This is a genomic window from Marinobacter orientalis, assembly GCF_004792665.1.
Taxonomy (GTDB): Bacteria; Pseudomonadota; Gammaproteobacteria; order Pseudomonadales; family Oleiphilaceae; genus Marinobacter; species Marinobacter orientalis.
In genome coordinates this window covers 1,192,079-1,208,969 of record NZ_SRZX01000001.1, presented here as the reverse complement: position 1 = coordinate 1,208,969, position 16,891 = coordinate 1,192,079, and the positions used below count along the sequence as shown (strand labels likewise).

Here is a 16,891-nt window from a genome sequence, read left to right as displayed (position 1 = left end):
CGTGGCTGACGCTTCACAGATTACAGCACCGCCACCGGTAGCAAAGCTGCTCCCGGTGGCGGTGCTGCTTTGGCTGGCCGGTGTTTACCTGCGCATACCGATACTGGTAGCGCCGCCCCTTGCCCCGTTCATCAGCGACGAACTGGGCCTGTCGCAGGCTCTCACCGGCGCACTCACCACCCTGCCGATACTGATGTTGGCCCTCGGTTCCATGCCTGGTTCCCTGGCCATCGCACGGCTGGGGCCACGGAACACCCTGGCTTTTGCCATGGTGATCATGGTCATCGGCTCCGCCGGGCGGGGCCTGTCGCCGGATACCATCACACTGATGCTGGCCAGCGCAGTCATGGGCCTGGGCATTGCCATGATGCAGCCCTCTCTGCCTGCTTTGTTGCCCAGGTGGCTGGAACCCCACCATCTCGCCATTGGTTCCGCCATCTACATGAACGGCATGTTGATGGGCGAATTCATCGGCGCCGGTATCACCCTGCCGGTATTGATGCCGTTGATGGACGGCAGCTGGCGGGCCACCCTGCTGGCCTGGTCACTGCCGGCCTTACTGGTGGCCGCTGCCCTGTTCCTGCCGCGGAGAGAAATGACACGGCCGGTAAAAAAACCGGCGTGGCTGCCCGACTGGAAAAACCCTCTCACCCTGAAAATCGGCCTTTTACTGGGCCTGTCTGGTTCCATGTTCTTCGGTCTCAACGCCTACATGGGCAGTCTTCTGAAACAGCAGGGCAACTTCGAAATGCTGGCGGATGCATTGTTCTGGTACAACTTTGCCCAGGTGATTGCATCGTTGGTGATGCTGAAAATGGCGAGATACTGGGTAGGGCGGAAGTTTCCCATCATTGTGACAGCCACCCTTAGCATTATCGGTACCATCGGCACCTTGTTGTTTACCGGCTGGTGGGCCATCGCGAGCGCAACATTAATGAGCTTTACGGCCGGTATTCTGCTGATCTTACTGGTGGCATTACCACCTGTGCTGGTGGCATCAAATGAAACCGGTCGCCTGTCGGCGGGTAATTTCCTGGTGGGCTACACGATGGCTTTTTCGGTTCCCATGATCGGTGGATTACTGGCTGACTGGAGCGATGACGCCCGCTATGCGGTAGGTTTCATAGTTGCCTATTGTGTTCTGGTGCTTCCACTGGCCTTTACTCTGGACCTGAGACGGCAAAAGGGCCACTCTGAAGGTTGACCCTTTTTTGGTGCCATTGATCAGCGCTGTGCCGGGCCGCGGGGTGGGGGTAAGTTTTCCTTGGAAATGGAACTCGCTGCGCTCAGACACCCATTTCTGGCGGAAAATTTACCCCCACCCCACGTCCTTACCTCTGGCTTAGATGTAATAGTCCTTTAACGGGGGGAACCCGTTGAACTCTATGGCACTGTAGGTTGTGGTGTATGCGCCTGTGGACAGCCAGTACATTCTGTCGCCAATGGCCAGGTTCAGCGGCAGCGGGTATTTATGGTGCTCATACATTATGTCGGCGCTGTCGCAGGTGGGACCGGCAATCACACAGTCTTCGCCTTCACCGGATTTCTCTGTCCAGATCGGGAATTTGATGGATTCGTCCAGGGTTTCGATCAGGCCGCCAAATTTACCGACATCGGTGAAGACCCAGCGATGCAGAGCCGTTCGGGATTTGCGGGAAATCAGCACCACTTCACTGATCAGAATGCCCGCATTGGAGATCAATGAACGGCCGGGTTCGATAATAATTTCAGGTAAGGTATCGCCGAAATCCTCACGCAGGAAACGGTAAATTTCCTCAGCGTAGGTTTTCAGGTCATTGGTGCGGGTGATGTAGTTGGCCGGGAAGCCGCCGCCCATGTTGATCATCTGCAGTTCAATGCCATCTTCTTCCTTCAGGCGCTCGAAAATCACTTTTACCTTGCCCAGGGCCGCATCCCACGCGCCGATTTCCCGTTGCTGGGAGCCCACGTGGAAGGATACGCCGTAAGGCACCAGTCCCAGATCGCGGGCCAGGATCAGCAGGTCCATGGCCATGTCCGTCTGGCAGCCGAACTTGCGGGACAGCGGCCAGTCGGCGGTCAGGGTGCCTTCGGTCAGGATGCGCACATACACCTTCGAACCCGGAGCTGCCTTGGCGATGGTGCGCAGGTCCGCTTCGGAGTCGGTAGCGTAAAGGCGCACGCCCTTCTCGTAGAAGGTACGGATGTCCCTGGATTTCTTGATCGTGTTGCCGTAGCTGATTCGGTCAGCGGTTACCCCCAGGGCCATGACTTTCTCGAGTTCATACACAGACGCAATATCGAAGCTGGCCCCCTTGTCCCGGAGCATGGTCAGAACCTGCGGGGCCGGGTTGGCCTTGACCGCATAGTAGACGTTGGCGTAGGGAAAGCCTTCCACCAGTTCATTGTACTGGCGGTCGATGGTAGCGGTGTCGATCACCACGCACGGCGTTTCCTTTGTATCGGCAAAAGCCTTGATACGGGCAAAGGTCTCAGCGTCATAGTAATCAGCGATCACAGCATTGGCAGACTCGGTCATGAACAGCGTTTCCCTCCACGGAACAAACAGACACAAAAAAGGGCACCACAGCAACGCTGCAGCACCCGTCATTGGCGCGATCATCGGGCTTTTTCCGGGGTGCGGATATGCGCATATATACGGTGTTTTGAGGTGCAATGGTGCTGGCTTGGTTGGACTGCTGGAGTTGGGGGAGGGGTATTTTTCCGCCAGGAATGGGTGTCTGAGCGAAGCGAGTTCCATTCCCAAGGAAAAATACCCCCACCACCCCGATCCCCACCAAAATCCCCAGTCTTACCGGAAGCCAGACACCCAGAAGCCAGACACCAAAAACTGACAGAAATCATTGCCACCAAAACAAACTTGCCCTAATCTTGAACGCGAATTATTATCATTCAATATATCGACAAGGAGAAAACGTTATGAGAAAACAAATCATGGCGCTGTTTACCTGTACTGCCCTGGCTTTGCCATTCTCCTCGTTTGCTGACGAGGTTGAGCACTTCGAAGGCAGGAAATCTGCAAACCTGAAAGAGGCCGTGGCCAATTTCTCGGAGTACAACAAAAAGCTGGAGAAGATCCTGGACGGAGAACTGACCCCGGAAGCCATGAACGAGATTCATCAGCTCACCTATACCCTGGAAAATGCTCTCGGTGTGATCAACGAGGAGTTTAACGGGCTGGCGGTTACCCTGGAAGAAGTCCACCTGGCCTCGGAAAGCGCCGATATCCAGGGAGTTACCAACTACGGCGAAACCTATCTGGAAACCAGCCGCACGGTGATTGAATAAGCCTCGCGGACAGCCGCTGCTCTCGCTGCTACCCTTGGGTTTTGAATGGCAAGGAGTGGCTGCAATGACCCGTTTTGACGACAGAGCAAAGGCACTACTGAACAGGCTCCGGGAGGATTACGAGTCCGGGGCCACGGAGCTGGCGCTGACGACGCTCAAGGACCTGGCAGCGTATGTGAAGGCGACGGACCCTGCCGCCAGCGATTTGGCGCCGTTGCTCGACGAACTCCGCGAAGCCCGCCCCAGTATGATTGTGATTGGCAACGCCATGACCAGGGTGCAATCGCTGCTGGAGAATGGGGACACGCCACTGGCTGCGGTTGACCAGATCGCCCATGAGCTGGAAAACGCCAGTGCGGCCATAGCAGCGTATGCCCGCCAGCAGGTTCCAGCCAATGCCGTCATTATGACTCACAGCGCCAGCTCGGTGGTGCTGGGACTGTTTCGTCTGCTCGCTCAAAACCAGCACCGGTTCTCTGTCATCTGTACCCAGAGCAGTCCGGGCCTGGAAGGTCACCAGCTGGCACTCGCCCTCAACGATCTTGGCGTGCCGGTCACGCTGATTACCGATGCCCAGATGGGTCTGTTTATAACCCGGGCAGATGTGGTGATCACTGGTTGCGATACCTGGCTGGGGGATGGTCATTTCATCAATAAAAGTGGAACCCGCCTGCTCGCCCTGGCCGCCCGCGCCCACCACAAGCCGTTCTGGGTGCTTGGAGACAGTTTCAGACACAGTGATCAGGCCAGCGCCGACGTCACTCTGGAAGAAATGCCGGTGAACGAATTGCACGCACCGGAAGGGGACTGGATTACACCCCGCAACATCTATTTCGAAACCGTTCCGGAGTCCCTGGTGACGGGCGGGATCAGCGAGCAGGGCGTTTTTTCGTTCCCTGGCTCGCCTGGGCGGTGAGCGGGTCTTCCGGCCAGGGGTGTCTGGGGTAGCGCCCACGCATGTCCTTGCGCACTTCCGGGTAGGCGTTGCGCCAGAAGCTGGCCAGGTCTGCCGTAACCGCCAGCGGGCGTTGTGCCGGCGAGAGCAGGTGAATAACCACCGGCACCCGGTCGCCCGCCACAGTCGGGGTCTGTGTCCAGCCGAACAGCGCCTGCAGTTTGGCCGCGAGCACCGGCCCGTTTTCCGCCGTATAGTCCAGCGTTACCGTCTGGCCGGTAGGGATAGTCAGGCGGGTCGGCGCCAGCTCGTCCAGCGTCTTTTGTTGCTGGTAATCCAGCAGGCTGGCAAGGGCCTGGTTCAGGTTGAGCTTTTCCAGGTCGCGCCAGCGGCTCATCCCTGCCAGGAAAGGGCCGAGCCAGGTTTCCAGGTTGTCTGCCAGCCAGCGCTCAGTGATGTCCGGCCAGTCATCGGGGAAGCAGTGAGCAAGCAGACCAACCCGGGCAAGCCACTGTTCAGCGGCTGCCGTCCACGGCAGGCTTTTAAGGCCTTTTTTGCGCACGGCCGCCAACAGGCCCTGCTGCATCAGTTCAGCAGACGGAGCAGGCAGGGCCGTCTCTTCCAGGACCAGCTGCCCCAGTCTTTTTACACGGCGTGCCACCACTGTGCCACGGGTGTCATCCCAGAGCGCTTCGTCCCGTTCATCAATATGACTCGCAAGATCCTGCTCCAGTAGCGCTGGATCAACGGATGCGGCGAGATAGATCGTGGCTTCCCTGGCCCCGCCATCCAGCTCGGCCGTCGCCAGCCATTGATGCCGGGCCAGCGGGTCGTCATCCCGGAGGGCCGCACCGCGCCCGTTGCTGAGCTGGTAACGGGGAGCGTCCCCGCGGCGCTTGCGGGCCACCCGGTCCGGGTAGGCCAGGGCCAGCAAACGGCCCACCTCGTCATCCGTGGGTAAATTCCGCGGGCGTTGCAGACTACCCGTCAGCCGTGACACCGCCTTGCCGATCGCTTGCACTCGGGCGGCATCAACACCATGACGGGGCCCCTGACCACGAAGTATCCGCACCCGCTCCTGCATGTCGGCCCCGGCAGACCGCCCCGCGAGGTCCCGCTCTTCCAGCAGAGCCGCAAGTTCTGCTGCAAGGTAGTCATGGCCAATCTCGCGGCCCCGCAGAATCATATGGGCCAGCCGTGGGTGCACGCCCATATCACGGGCGGCGCTGCCGTGTCCGGTGATCGCTCCGTCGGAATCGAGCATGTCCAGCCATCGCAGCAACTCCACCGCCTGTTGCCAGTGCGCTGCGGGAGGCGGATCGATCCAGTCCAGCTGATCGGGTGACCGGGCACCCCACTTTGCCAGTTCCAGCACCAGAGGGGCGAGGTCGGCCTGCTGTATTTCCGGCGGAGTAAAATCCGCCAGACCAAACTGTGCAGCCTCGCTCCACAGCCGGTAACAGACACCGGGCTCAATGCGGCCCGCCCGCCCCTTGCGCTGTTCCGCCGAGGCTCTGGATACCCGGCCGGTCGCCAGCCGTGTCATGCCACTGTTGGCATCGAACACTGCCCGGCGCTGCTGGCCACTGTCGATGACCACCCGTATGCCTTCGATGGTGAGGCTGGATTCGGCAATGGCCGTTGCCAGAACCACTTTGCGATAACCCTCAGGCGCCGGCGAAATGGCCCGGTCCTGTTCGTCGCTCTTCAGGCTGCCGTAAAGCGGCGCCACAATAACATGGCTGCCCATCCGGTCCCCGGATTGTCTAAGCAGCCTCTCGGCGCGCCGGATCTCGCCAGCCCCGGGCAGGAAAACCAACAGTGACCCGGTCTGCTGCGCCAATGCTTCGGAAATCACCGACACCACCTGATCCACTACCCGGCCATTGCGGGGCATCGGCCGGTAAACCACCTCCACCGGAAACGTCCGCCCCTCACTGGTCAGCACCGGCACGTCACCCAGCAAGCGGGCAATCGGTGCGGTATCCAGGGTTGCCGACATCACGATCACCCGCAGATCCTCCCGCAAGGCCTGTCGTGACTCGCGTACCAGTGCCAGGCCCAGATCGGCTTGCAGCGAACGCTCATGAAATTCGTCGAAAATAACCGCGGCGTAGTCTTCCAGAGCCGGATCATTCTGGATCAGGCGTGTAAGAATGCCTTCGGTGACCACTTCAATCACGGTAGCAGCGGTCACCCGTGTATCCAACCGCGTTCGATACCCTACCGTCTGTCCCGGCTTCTCCCCCATCTGCCCGGCCATGTACCGTGCCGCAGACCTGGCCGCCAGCCTTCTCGGTTCCAGCATCAGAATCCTGCGGCCTTGCCGCCACGGTGCATCCAGTAACGCCAGCGGGACCCTGGTGGTCTTACCGGCACCCGGTGGGGCCTGGAGCAGGACCGTTGTTTCGGATTCCAGGGTTTTTAGTAGGTCCGGGATTATCTGGTTGATTGGGAGCATTGGTTCTGCTTTTTTGTTTACTTTTGGCTTGTGACAGGACTGGTCGGGTTGGGGGAGGGGCGTGGGGGTGATTATTTTTCAAGTGGAAAATGAACTCGCTTCGCTCAGACACCATTTTCTGTTTGAAAAACAATCACCCCCACACCCTTAAGCAACTCGAAGGTTTCGCGAAAGCGTACTACGGTCTGACCCAGTATTGCACGGAGCAATACTAGTCCTATTGGAAGAGATAACTGCCAGTTATTTATGTGGGGGTGGGTGGGGTTTTTTTCCTTGGGAGTGGAACTCGCTTCGCTCAGACACCCATTCCTGGCGGAAAAATACCCCACCACCCCGCTCCTGCACCGAAACGATCAGTCCTGAGCAAAACCCAACCAAATAACGGCTCAGGACCGGGAAGCCCGTGGATGGTTGGCGCGGGTCCATTCGTAGATCTCGCGGTAGGCCTTGACCAGATCTTCCGGATTGTGGGGCGGTTGCAGTACCGCCGCCATTTCGCCTTCCGGATTGATCAGGGCAAAGTGGCCACTGTGATCCACCATCAGCTCACCTTCCACTTCCCTGTGGCTGAAGGCAGCATTGAGGCTTTTGGCAACTTCCCTGAGGGTTTCCAGGTCGCCGGTGTAACCGTGGAAGTTGTCGCCGAAGAAGCTGACGTAGTCCCTCAGCCGCTCCGGCGTATCGTGTTCGGGATCAGCCGTGATCAGCAGGAATTGCGGCTGTGGCAGGTCATCCGGGAGCAGGTTGCCGGTTCTGCGGAGGTTGGCCATGGCAGCAGGGCATATGTCCGGGCAGTTGGTGTAACCCACAAAGGCGAAGGTCCATTGCCCCTGCAGGCTTTCCCGGGTAACGGTTTCACCCTGTTCATTGACCAGCTCGAACTCGGCAAGTTCGCGGCCGTCGTCATACACGTAGGCATTGATCTCACTGAGCTCGGGAGCGGGAGAGGGCTCTTCGTTGCCCACCAGCAATACCTGCCTTCCGACCACCAACCCGAAGACCAGCACTACCACCAACAACAGAATGATCAGTGTCAGGCGAATCGAACGGTCCATGAAATCTCCGGTAAATCAGCGATCAGAAAAACACAAAGTGATCGACAAGTAACACCACAAAAAGTGCCATCAGATAGGTGATGGAGTATTTGAAGGTATTCAGTGCTACCCGACGATCATCGCCCCTGAGCAGGCGCACGGCATATTGCAGGAAGCGCAGGCCGAGGGCCAGAGCACCCACCAGATAGATCAGGCCGGACATGCCGGTGACAAAGGGCAACAGGCTGACGGCCAGCAACATCAGCGTGTACAGCAGTATATGCAGTTCGGTGTACTTGTTGCCGTGGGTGACTGGCAGCATGGGTATGCCCGCCTTGGCATATTCTTCCTTTCGGTGGATCGCCAGCGCCCAGAAATGCGGCGGGGTCCACGCAAAAATAATCAATACCAGCAGAAGGCCATGTCCTTCAATCTGCCCGGTCACCGCTGTCCAGCCGAGCAAGGGAGGCATGGCCCCGGCCAGGCCACCAATCACGATGTTCTGGGGCGTCATGCGCTTCAGAAACAGGGTATATACGCCGGCATAGCCTACCAGTGAAGCCAGCGTGAGCCAGGCAGTGAGGGCATTGACCTGCCACACCAGAACCACCATGCCTGATCCAGCCAGCACCGTCGCAAACATCAATGCGTCAGGGGGAGAGATCTTTCCGGTGGCAACGGGCCGCTTGCGGGTGCGGGCCATGACCGTATCGATTTTCTGATCCACCACGTGGTTGACCACGGCAGCGGCGCCCGCCAGCAGTGCAATACCAAGGTTGCCATAAAGCAGAACTTGCCAGCCCGGCACCCCCGGAGTGGCCAGCAACATGCCGATGACCGAGGTGAGAATCATCATCGCCACTACCCTGGGCTTGGTCAGCTCCAGAAAATCACGCCAGGAAATACCCGCAGAATCGGATCCGCTGCTCGTGCCCTGCGCCGGCAGTGCCTCAACACGCTCGCTCATGCCGTCACCTCTCGTTCAATTGTTGTTGTATGTGTCGCGTCCGCCGCTGGCTGCGGCAGGCCCTGCCGGTGAAAACGCCAGAGCAGGTTGATCACTGTCAGCAGCAAGCCCGCACCCATGGCATTGTGCGCCACTGCTACCGACAGGGGAATATGAAATATCACGTTCGCCAGACCCAATGCGATCTGTGCCGCCAACACTATAGCTACCAGCTGGACATGCCGCGCCATGGGGCTGTGCCTGGCTCTGCGCCATAGTAATGACAGAAATACCGTAAAGTACGCAAGCACAATCACTGCTCCTACACGGTGGCTGAAATGAATGGCGACCCGCCCGTCCGCCGTCAGCTGCCCCCCCAGGTAGTTGGGGCCCACGTGCTGGGTGACATCAAAACCGTGGGCAAAATCCATGTCGGCAGGCCACCATTCACCCTGGCAGGTAGGCAGGTCGGTACAGGCCACAGCTGCGTAGTTGGCCGCTGTCCAGGCACCGAGGGCGATCTGCATCACAACCAGTAACAGGCCACCGTAAAGCCAGGGCCGGAAGCGGTTTCGCTGCAAAGGCACTGGCTCTGCAGGCCCGGCAGCAGCCTGCTGTTGCTTTCCACGCAGACGCAGGGTCAGCAGTACCAGCATGCTTAGCGTGGTAAAGCCACCCAGCAGGTGTAATGCCACCACCTGGGGCCAGAGCTTCAGGGTCACCGTCCACATGCCGAACGCACCCTGGAGCACGATAAAGACGGCGATAAACAGGGGCAACCGGTAAGGCAGCCCTTCCTGACGATGGCGGTAAGCGAACGCCGCCAGGCCAAAGACCACCAGCCCGAGGGCACCGGCAGCGTAGCGATGAATCATCTCCGGCCAGCCTTTCGCCACATCCACCGGTGTGTCCGGGAACCTTGCGTTGGCGATGGCCATCCGCGCTTCGTCCTGGGGTACGGTCAGAAATCCATAGCAGCCGGGCCAGTCGGGACAACCAAGACCCGCATCCACCAGCCGCGTCCAGGCACCCAGCATGATCACCACTACCGCCAGCAGGCTTGCCAGCAGGGACCATCGCGCAAGTATCCGGGCGTGGCGGGATGTGTTGTTGAGAATCTCGTTCAACGCTGGATCTCCCGGCAATAATGATTAACCAATCTGTGACAGTTTCAACAGGTGCTTGAGGTCTTTCAGCATGTCCTTGCCAGTGTGTTCGGTACCGTAATGCAGGATGACGTTACCAAAGGGATCTACCAGCAGAATACGGGGCTCCTGATCGGGGCTGATGCCGGGTGGCCACCGGGGGGATTCGTCGCCGGCAATGCTGAGGCGTTCCATTGAGCGGTATTCCTCGTCCCAGCGCGCAGACAGGTCCTCTGGCACAGAACCGAGCCAGGCAGAACGGTTGACGCGGTTGGCGTTCTTGCCAAGGGCAATATTGACCTGGCGGGCGCGATACAGAAGTTCTTCACAATTCGCCGTGCAGTCGCCGGATACCACCATCATCATCCATTCCGGATCGGACGCCTCAGGGCCAAACCGGTCCGCAAGAGGTTCACCGTCCGCGCCTTCCATCTGCATCTGGCCTACCGGCGCTGGCGGCTGTATCAATTCGCCATTATTGCTGTGCCCGGTCGGGTTCAGCCAGCCGGTGTAGTACATGATCGTTGCAAAAATCATCGGACCAAAGCCGATGGCAAAGAGCAACAGTGCTGTACGCCTGCCGCGCCGGACCTTCTCCGGGGAAACCGCATCTTCCTGGTCGTTCTGGTCCATTTTCTCAGCCGTTGTCATTGTCGTCGTTGGCTCCTGTTTTGCGATAACTCGCTACCACGGTCAATATAACCAGTGCTGCGGCCAGTGAAAACCATTGCAAAGCGTACCCGTAATGAGTCTGTGGTCCCATCATGTCCGGAGCCCAGTCTGCGCGATAGGCTCCGGGCTGTTCAGGGCCAGAGAGCCTGAGCACGAATCCGGCCACGTCATCCTGAACGTCCTTTGCCTGCTGGTGCGACAGGGACTGTGTGCGTCTGGGCCAGTCACCATTGCCCCGGGAAACATCCTTGAGTACCGGTGGCTCCGGGAATTCGCTCAGGCGTCCCTGCAGACGGACCTCGCCCTCCGGCCGGCTGATTTCCGGCAATTCGTCCCGGCTTCTCGGGGCCTGTAGCCAACCACGGTTCACCACCACCGGAAGTCCTTCGTCCGGAAAGAACAGGGTCAGTACTTCATAGCCTGGGGCACCGTCCCTGGTCCGGTTATCCAGCAACCATGACGCTTCGCCATAGCGGCCGGAAACAGTGACCGGCTCGCCAGCCTCCAGGCCCGAGGCCTGTTGCTCCGCCCAGTCCAGGCCACCTGCTTCCTGCTGCCACTGGGCCAACTGTGCCTTTTTCTCCTGAGCCCGCTCCAGTTGCCACACACCCAGACCGGTCAGCAGGGGAAGAAACAGCCCGGCGAATAGCGCAAGTCGCCAGTCAAAATGCCACTTCCGACGGGATTGATCGGCTGGTTCAGACATGCTCTGCTATAGTGGTTTTCTGACCCATCTTCCCGGTAACAGGATTGTTCATGCTGAAAATTCTCATTGTCGTACTTATGCTGGCGGTTGTGGTGAGCCTGTTCAGCGGATTGTTTTTCCTGATCAGGGATGGCGGGAAAACGAACCGTGTCCTGAATTCCCTGGCATTGCGGGTTGCTCTGAGCGTTATGCTGCTGGCTGTTATCCTGATTTCACTTTGGCAAGGGGGCCTGACACTGAACCCGACCCCCTGACCTGTGAAATCAGATTACATAAACGAAGACAAACAATCCGAGCCAGACGACATCCACGAAGTGCCAGTACCACGCCGTCGCTTCGAACCCGAAGTGGTTATCGGCCGTGAAGTGTCCCTTATTGATGCGCACAAGCATAATGATCAGCATCAGGGTTCCCAGGATCACATGGGCGCCGTGGAAGCCGGTCAGCATGAAAAAGGTACTGCCGTATATGCCTGACTCAAGGGTCAGATTCAGGTCCCGATAAGCGTGGACGTATTCGTATCCCTGGACACACACGAAAACCAGGGCCAACGCGATGGTTGCGGCCAGCCAGGTCTTGACCTTCTTGCGATTGTCTTCCTTCAGTGCATGGTGGGCAACCGTCACCGTAATCGACGACGTAACCAGCAAAATGGTGTTGATCAGTGGCAGGCCCCAGGGGCCGATAGTGCCTTCCGGCGGCGGATAGGCCTCTGGATTGGGCGTGTTGATCAGTGGCCATGTGGCCTGGAAGCCTTCCCAAAGCATGTTGGAGGTACCACGATCGCCCTCGCCACCAAGCCAGGGCAGGGCGAACACCCGGGTATAGAACAGGGCTCCGAAAAAGGCCGCGAAGAACATCACTTCCGAAAAAATGAACCAGCTCATGCCCCAGCGGAAAGAGCGATCCATCTGCGGGCTGTACAGCCCCGCCCGGCCCTCCCTGATAACAGCGCCGAACCATCCGAACAGCATGTAGACCATGATGGCGGCACCAACAAGGAACATCAGCCAGGAGCCGGTGGTACTTTCACCCTGGTTGCTGTTCACCATGATAGAGGCGGTTCCGTAGAGGGTGACCCCCAGGCCGACGGTGGCCACAATCGGCCACTTGCTCTGTTCTGGAACGTAGTACGTCTGGTTTTCCGCCATGACAATCTCCGATGGCTTATCCGTTATCGTTTATTGTAATTGCCAGTCAGGCCCAGCTTCACTTCACTTCCGGCGGTGTCGAGAAAGTGTGATAGGGCGCCGGAGAAGGTACCGTCCACTCCAGACCCTCTGCACCATCCCAGGGCTTGGCAGACGCCTTTTCACCGCCCCTCACACACTTGACCACAATGACCAGGAACAGAATCTGGGTGGCGCCGAACATGAAGGCACCGATACTGGATACCATGTTGAAGTCGGCAAACTGCAGTGCGTAATCAGGAATGCGTCGCGGCATACCCGCCAGCCCGAGGAAGTGCATCGGGAAGAACGCCAGGTTCATGCCAACAAAGGACAGCCAGAAATGGGTCTTGGCCAGGGTTTCGTCGTACATGTGCCCTGTCCACTTGGGCAGCCAGAAGTAAGCCGAAGCAAAGATGCCGAAGATAGCGCCCGGTACCAATACATAATGGAAGTGGGCAACCACGAAATAGGTGTCATGGTACTGGAAATCAGCGGGTGCAATGGCCAGCATCAGCCCGGAGAAACCACCGATGGTGAACAGGATGACGAAGGCCACCGCAAACAGCATCGGCGCCTCGAACGTTAACGACCCACGGAACATGGTGGCCACCCAGTTGAACACCTTCACCCCGGTGGGCACCGCAATCAGCATGGTTGCGTACATGAAGAACAGCTGGCCGGCGATAGGAATACCCACGGTAAACATGTGGTGGGCCCAGACCACGAACGACAGCAGAGCAATAGCACCCACCGCGTAAACCATGGAGGCATAGCCGAACAACCGTTTGCGCGAGAATGCCGGGATAATATGGGAGATGGCACCGAATGCCGGCAGAATCATGATGTAAACCTCGGGATGCCCGAAGAACCAGAACAGGTGCTGGAAAAGCACAGGGTCACCGCCACCGGAGGCATCAAAGAAGCTGGTGCCGAAGTTGATGTCCATCAGCATCATGGTAACCACGCCCGCCAGTACCGGCATTACTGCGATCAACAGGAAAGCGGTAATCAGCCAGGTCCATACGAACAGGGGCATTTTCATCAGCGTCATGCCTGGCGCCCGCATGTTCAGAATGGTCGCTATGACGTTAATGGCACCCATGATCGACGACACACCCATGATGTGAACGGCGAATATGAAGAAGGTGGTGCTTGGCGGACCATAGGTGGTCGAAAGCGGCGCGTAGAAAGTCCAGCCGAAGTTGGGGGCACCGCCCTGCATGAACAGGGTGGACACCAGAATCAGGAAGGCACAGGGCAGCAGCCAGAAACTCCAGTTGTTCATCCGTGGCAGCGCCATATCCGGGGCGCCTATCATCAGCGGAATCATCCAGTTGGCCAGGCCGACAAAGGCCGGCATGACCGCACCGAACACCATGATCAGACCGTGCATGGTGGTCATCTGGTTAAAGAATTCCGGCTCCACAATCTGCAGGCCGGGCTGGAACAGCTCCGCCCGGATAACCATGGCCATGGCCCCGCCAAGCAGGAACATGGTGAAACTGAATATCAGGTACATGGACCCGATATCCTTGTGATTGGTCGTCAACAACCACCGCGTAATGCCCTTGGCAGGGCCGTGGTGATGATCGTCCTGGGCGTGGGTATCTGCAACCGCACTCATGAAAAACCCCCGTTACCGCCTTGTTGTTCTGGCTGGTGATGTCATTAGTCTGGCGAAATTGGAAGGGGTGGCCAGAAAACACACGTCGACGGCCACCCGGTTAATCATTCCTGATTCTTGTATTCAAACACTTCTTTCGGCGTCACCATTTCACCGGTGTCGTTACCCCAGGCATTACGCTCATAGGTAATAACAGCCGCCAGATCCACCTCGCTAAGCTGGTCCCCGAAGGCCTGCATCGCGGTTCCGGACACACCGTTCACTACCACATCCAGGTGCGCATCCATATCCTCCAGGGCAATCTGACTTCCCTTGAGTGCCGGGAACGCCGGAGGCGAGCCGCTGCCGTCTGCCTGGTGACAGGATGCACAGGCACTGGCATAGGCCTTCTCGCCACGCTCCATCAGCTCTTCCATGGTCCAGTCTTTCTGGGTCAGTTCGCGCTCACGCTGGGCGGCTTCTTTCTGCTCGGCCACCCAGTCATCGTATTCGTCCTGCGGAACCGCTTTTACCACGACCGGCATAAAGCCGTGTTTCACGCCGCATAGCTCGGTGCACTGGCCCCGATAAATACCGGGCTCATCGACCCTGGTCCAGGCCTCGTTAATAAAGCCGGGAATGGCATCCTTTTTAATGCCGAACTCGGGTACCCACCACGAGTGGATAACATCGTTCGCGGTAAGCAGCAGGCGAACCTTGGCGCCCACGGGAACCACCATCGGGTTGTCGACATCGAGGAGGTAGTTCTCGGACTTTTCGGTGCGGTTATAGATCTCATCGTCGCTGGTACTGATGTTGGAGAAGTATCCAAAATCATCATTGATATAGTCGTATTTCCAGCGCCACTGGTAGCCGGTAACCTTGATATCGACATCGGCTTCAGTGGTGTCGTACATATCAACAAGGGTAGCGGTGGCCGGAATGGCCATCACCACAAGAATCACCAGCGGTATGATGGTCCAGAGGATTTCGACGAGCGTATTTTCGTGGAAGTTGGCCGGCTTACGGTCCGGGGACTTGCGGTGGGCAAAAATTGACCAGAACATGATCCCGAAGACCACAACGCCAATAACGACGCAGATCCAGAGAATGGTCATGTGAAGGCTGAAAATATCGTTACTGGTACCGGTGACCCCGGGACTCATGTTCAGCGTCCAGTCCGCAGTGGACAACGCTGGTGCCATAAGTCCGCCCAACAGGACACCTGCCCGCTTAGCGTGCACGCGCATAATACTGTGTCTCCACAGAGTGTTATTCTTGTCGGATTTTGCGTCTAATCCCTCTATTACGGACGGTGCTCGCACACACCATTCGAGTCAGAGTGGAAGTCTGCTATGGATATTTCAGAATCTAGTATAGACACAGATCAAAAAAATGCGAAAGTCCGGTAGCCATTAATCCATCAAAAGAAGGAACTTTTTCCAACCTCGTGGAATCGTCCCCGCAACTGGCCACCACCGACCGTCGGCTCTGGGCGCTGGCCTGGCCCCTGATGCTTACAAACCTCACTGTGCCGCTTCTGGGACTGGTGGATACCGCGGTGCTCGGTCATCTCAACACGCCGGAATACCTGGGTGCCGTTGCCGTCGGCGCAAACCTGTTCAGCATTCTGTACTGGACCTTCGGCTTCATGCGCATGGGTACAACGGGCCTTGCAGCCCAGGCCTGGGGAAAACGCGATGAATTCGCGCAGATTGCGCTGTTACTGCGCTCAATATTGCTCGCTAGCGGAATCGGGCTGTTGCTGATTCTGCTCCACCAGCCCCTGATCCGCCTGGGTCTGGAGCTGATGAACCCCAGTGAACGGGTTGCAACGCTTGCCGCGGAATACGCCAGCATCCGGATCTGGAGTGCCCCGGCGGTGCTCTGCCAGTACACCCTGGTAGGCTGGCTGATCGGCACCCAGCTGCCCAGGGGACCGATGGTCATGCTGATCGCGGCTAACGGGCTCAACATTATTCTGGACATACTGTTTGTCACCGGCTTCGGCTGGAATAGCCGCGGTGTCGCCATGGCTACGGTTATGGCCGAATATTCAGCAGCGGCCATCGGCTTCCGTATGGTGCTGCTGCGGATGCCGGCCGGCCAGGGCTTCAGCCGTAAACTGTTCGGCCAGCTGAGCGACTACCTGAGAATACTGCAGGTCAACCGTTACATCATGGTGCGTACGATCGCCCTGCTTCTGGTACTGGCGTTTTTTACCGCCCAGGGAGCACGGCAGGGCGACACCATACTGGCGGCCAACGCGGTACTGATTACTTTTCTGCTGGTAATATCCAATGGCCTGGATGGCTTTGCCAATGCCGCCGAGGCACTGATTGGCGAAGCTGTAGGGAAAAACAGCCGCCAGCAGTTCGGTCAGGTGTTCCGGGTGGCTTTCCGCTGGTCCTTGTGGGGGTCGATACTGTTTACGGTGGCATTTGTACTTGGTGGAGGCTTCATGATCAGCCTGCTGACAGGCATAGAAGAAGTGCGCACCACCGCCCGGGTCTATTTGCCCTGGCTGTGGATGCTGCCACTGGCTTCGGTGTGGGGCTTTCTGCTGGACGGCGTTTTCATTGGCGCCACCCGTACCCGGGACATGCAGAACACCATGCTGTTCTCCGCTCTGGTGGTGTTTCTGCCGGTGTGGTGGCTGACCACAGGCTGGGGCAACCACGGACTCTGGTTCTCCCTGATCTGCCTGATGCTGGCACGGGCGATCACCATGGGACTGCTTTTTGTGAGCCATTCGCGACATGATCGCTGGTTTTCGGAACAGTAAGCGCCCGGCGCAACCAGTTCGCCAGCAGCCTGCTCAGGTTTTAATGTGGACGCCACAGCAGCCTGCCAAAACTCGTCTACACTTGTGGGAAAAGCAGGCATGTTGCGGTGGCCAGCCGCTTCCCAGTGATCCTGATGACCCCACGTGTATAAGGGGAGGCGCCTTGCGACCCCAATCCGTTCAG

At 58.3% G+C, this 16,891-nt stretch carries 15 protein-coding genes; 5 read left to right on the top strand and 10 right to left on the bottom strand.

All coding sequences use genetic code 11. From position 1 onward, the window contains the following. Position 1: 1 nt before the first annotated feature. On the top strand, positions 2–1,204 hold the full coding sequence (locus DIT72_RS05680; protein ID WP_135954195.1) for an MFS transporter: 1,203 nt from the start codon (positions 2–4) through the stop codon (positions 1,202–1,204). Between the two features lie 138 nt (positions 1,205–1,342). Here the strand turns inward: DIT72_RS05680 and DIT72_RS05675 are convergent, their stop codons facing one another. Then, complete coding sequence (locus tag DIT72_RS05675; protein ID WP_135954194.1) at positions 1,343–2,518, bottom strand: type III PLP-dependent enzyme; 1,176 nt, start codon at positions 2,516–2,518, stop codon at positions 1,343–1,345. A gap of 401 nt (positions 2,519–2,919) precedes the next feature. Between DIT72_RS05675 and DIT72_RS05670 the strand changes: the two genes are divergently transcribed. Further along, on the top strand, positions 2,920–3,288 hold the full coding sequence (locus DIT72_RS05670; protein ID WP_135954193.1) for a DUF6746 family protein: 369 nt from the start codon (positions 2,920–2,922) through the stop codon (positions 3,286–3,288). 64 nt (positions 3,289–3,352) lie between these two features. Continuing rightward, entirely contained in the window at positions 3,353–4,204 is an 852-nt protein-coding gene (locus DIT72_RS05665; protein ID WP_135954192.1) for a translation initiation factor eIF-2B, read from the top strand. Here DIT72_RS05665 and hrpB read toward each other — a convergent pair. From hrpB to DIT72_RS05635, 6 genes are all read right to left on the bottom strand, one after another. Next, on the bottom strand, positions 4,158–6,644 hold the full coding sequence (gene hrpB, locus DIT72_RS05660) for an ATP-dependent helicase HrpB (RefSeq protein WP_135954191.1): 2,487 nt from the start codon (positions 6,642–6,644) through the stop codon (positions 4,158–4,160). The two genes, DIT72_RS05665 and hrpB, sit on opposite strands and share 47 nt — an antisense overlap. 386 nt (positions 6,645–7,030) lie before the next feature. Next, positions 7,031–7,699: an SCO family protein gene (locus tag DIT72_RS05655; RefSeq protein ID WP_135954190.1), complete on the bottom strand. Its 669-nt coding sequence runs from the start codon at positions 7,697–7,699 to the stop codon at positions 7,031–7,033. A gap of 22 nt (positions 7,700–7,721) precedes the next feature. After that, the gene (gene cyoE / locus DIT72_RS05650; RefSeq protein ID WP_135954189.1) at positions 7,722–8,645 is read right to left on the bottom strand and encodes a heme o synthase; all 924 of its coding nucleotides are present in this window, start codon (positions 8,643–8,645) and stop codon (positions 7,722–7,724) included. Beyond that, positions 8,642–9,751, bottom strand: a complete 1,110-nt coding sequence (locus DIT72_RS05645) for a COX15/CtaA family protein (protein ID WP_135954188.1) — start codon at positions 9,749–9,751, stop codon at positions 8,642–8,644. The genes cyoE and DIT72_RS05645 overlap by 4 nt, the downstream gene beginning before the upstream one ends. Positions 9,752–9,775: 24 nt before the next feature. Continuing rightward, positions 9,776–10,420, bottom strand: a complete 645-nt coding sequence (locus DIT72_RS05640) for a hypothetical protein (RefSeq protein WP_169449983.1) — start codon at positions 10,418–10,420, stop codon at positions 9,776–9,778. Continuing rightward, the gene (locus DIT72_RS05635) at positions 10,407–11,147 is read right to left on the bottom strand and encodes an SURF1 family protein (protein WP_135954187.1); all 741 of its coding nucleotides are present in this window, start codon (positions 11,145–11,147) and stop codon (positions 10,407–10,409) included. The genes DIT72_RS05640 and DIT72_RS05635 overlap by 14 nt, the downstream gene beginning before the upstream one ends. A 50-nt stretch (positions 11,148–11,197) precedes the next feature. Between DIT72_RS05635 and DIT72_RS05630 the strand changes: the two genes are divergently transcribed. Continuing rightward, positions 11,198–11,401 (top strand): twin transmembrane helix small protein, encoded by a 204-nt coding sequence (locus DIT72_RS05630; protein WP_135954186.1) that lies wholly within the window; start codon positions 11,198–11,200, stop codon positions 11,399–11,401. A 9-nt stretch (positions 11,402–11,410) separates the two neighbouring features. On the opposite strand, the gene DIT72_RS05625 is transcribed toward DIT72_RS05630, so the two are convergent. From DIT72_RS05625 to coxB, 3 genes are all read right to left on the bottom strand, one after another. Beyond that, positions 11,411–12,298, bottom strand: coding sequence for a cytochrome c oxidase subunit 3 (locus DIT72_RS05625; protein ID WP_135954185.1), 888 nt, complete (start codon positions 12,296–12,298; stop codon positions 11,411–11,413). Positions 12,299–12,356: 58 nt separating this feature from the next. Continuing rightward, entirely contained in the window at positions 12,357–13,943 is a 1,587-nt protein-coding gene (gene ctaD / locus DIT72_RS05620) for a cytochrome c oxidase subunit I (protein WP_135954184.1), read from the bottom strand. Between the two features lie 104 nt (positions 13,944–14,047). Further along, positions 14,048–15,172: a cytochrome c oxidase subunit II gene (gene coxB / locus DIT72_RS05615; RefSeq protein WP_135954183.1), complete on the bottom strand. Its 1,125-nt coding sequence runs from the start codon at positions 15,170–15,172 to the stop codon at positions 14,048–14,050. Between the two features lie 263 nt (positions 15,173–15,435). Here coxB and DIT72_RS05610 point away from each other — a divergent pair, with 263 nt between their 5' ends. Then, the gene (locus tag DIT72_RS05610; RefSeq protein ID WP_169449997.1) at positions 15,436–16,707 is read left to right on the top strand and encodes an MATE family efflux transporter; all 1,272 of its coding nucleotides are present in this window, start codon (positions 15,436–15,438) and stop codon (positions 16,705–16,707) included. The last annotated feature ends 184 nt before the right edge of the window (positions 16,708–16,891 follow it).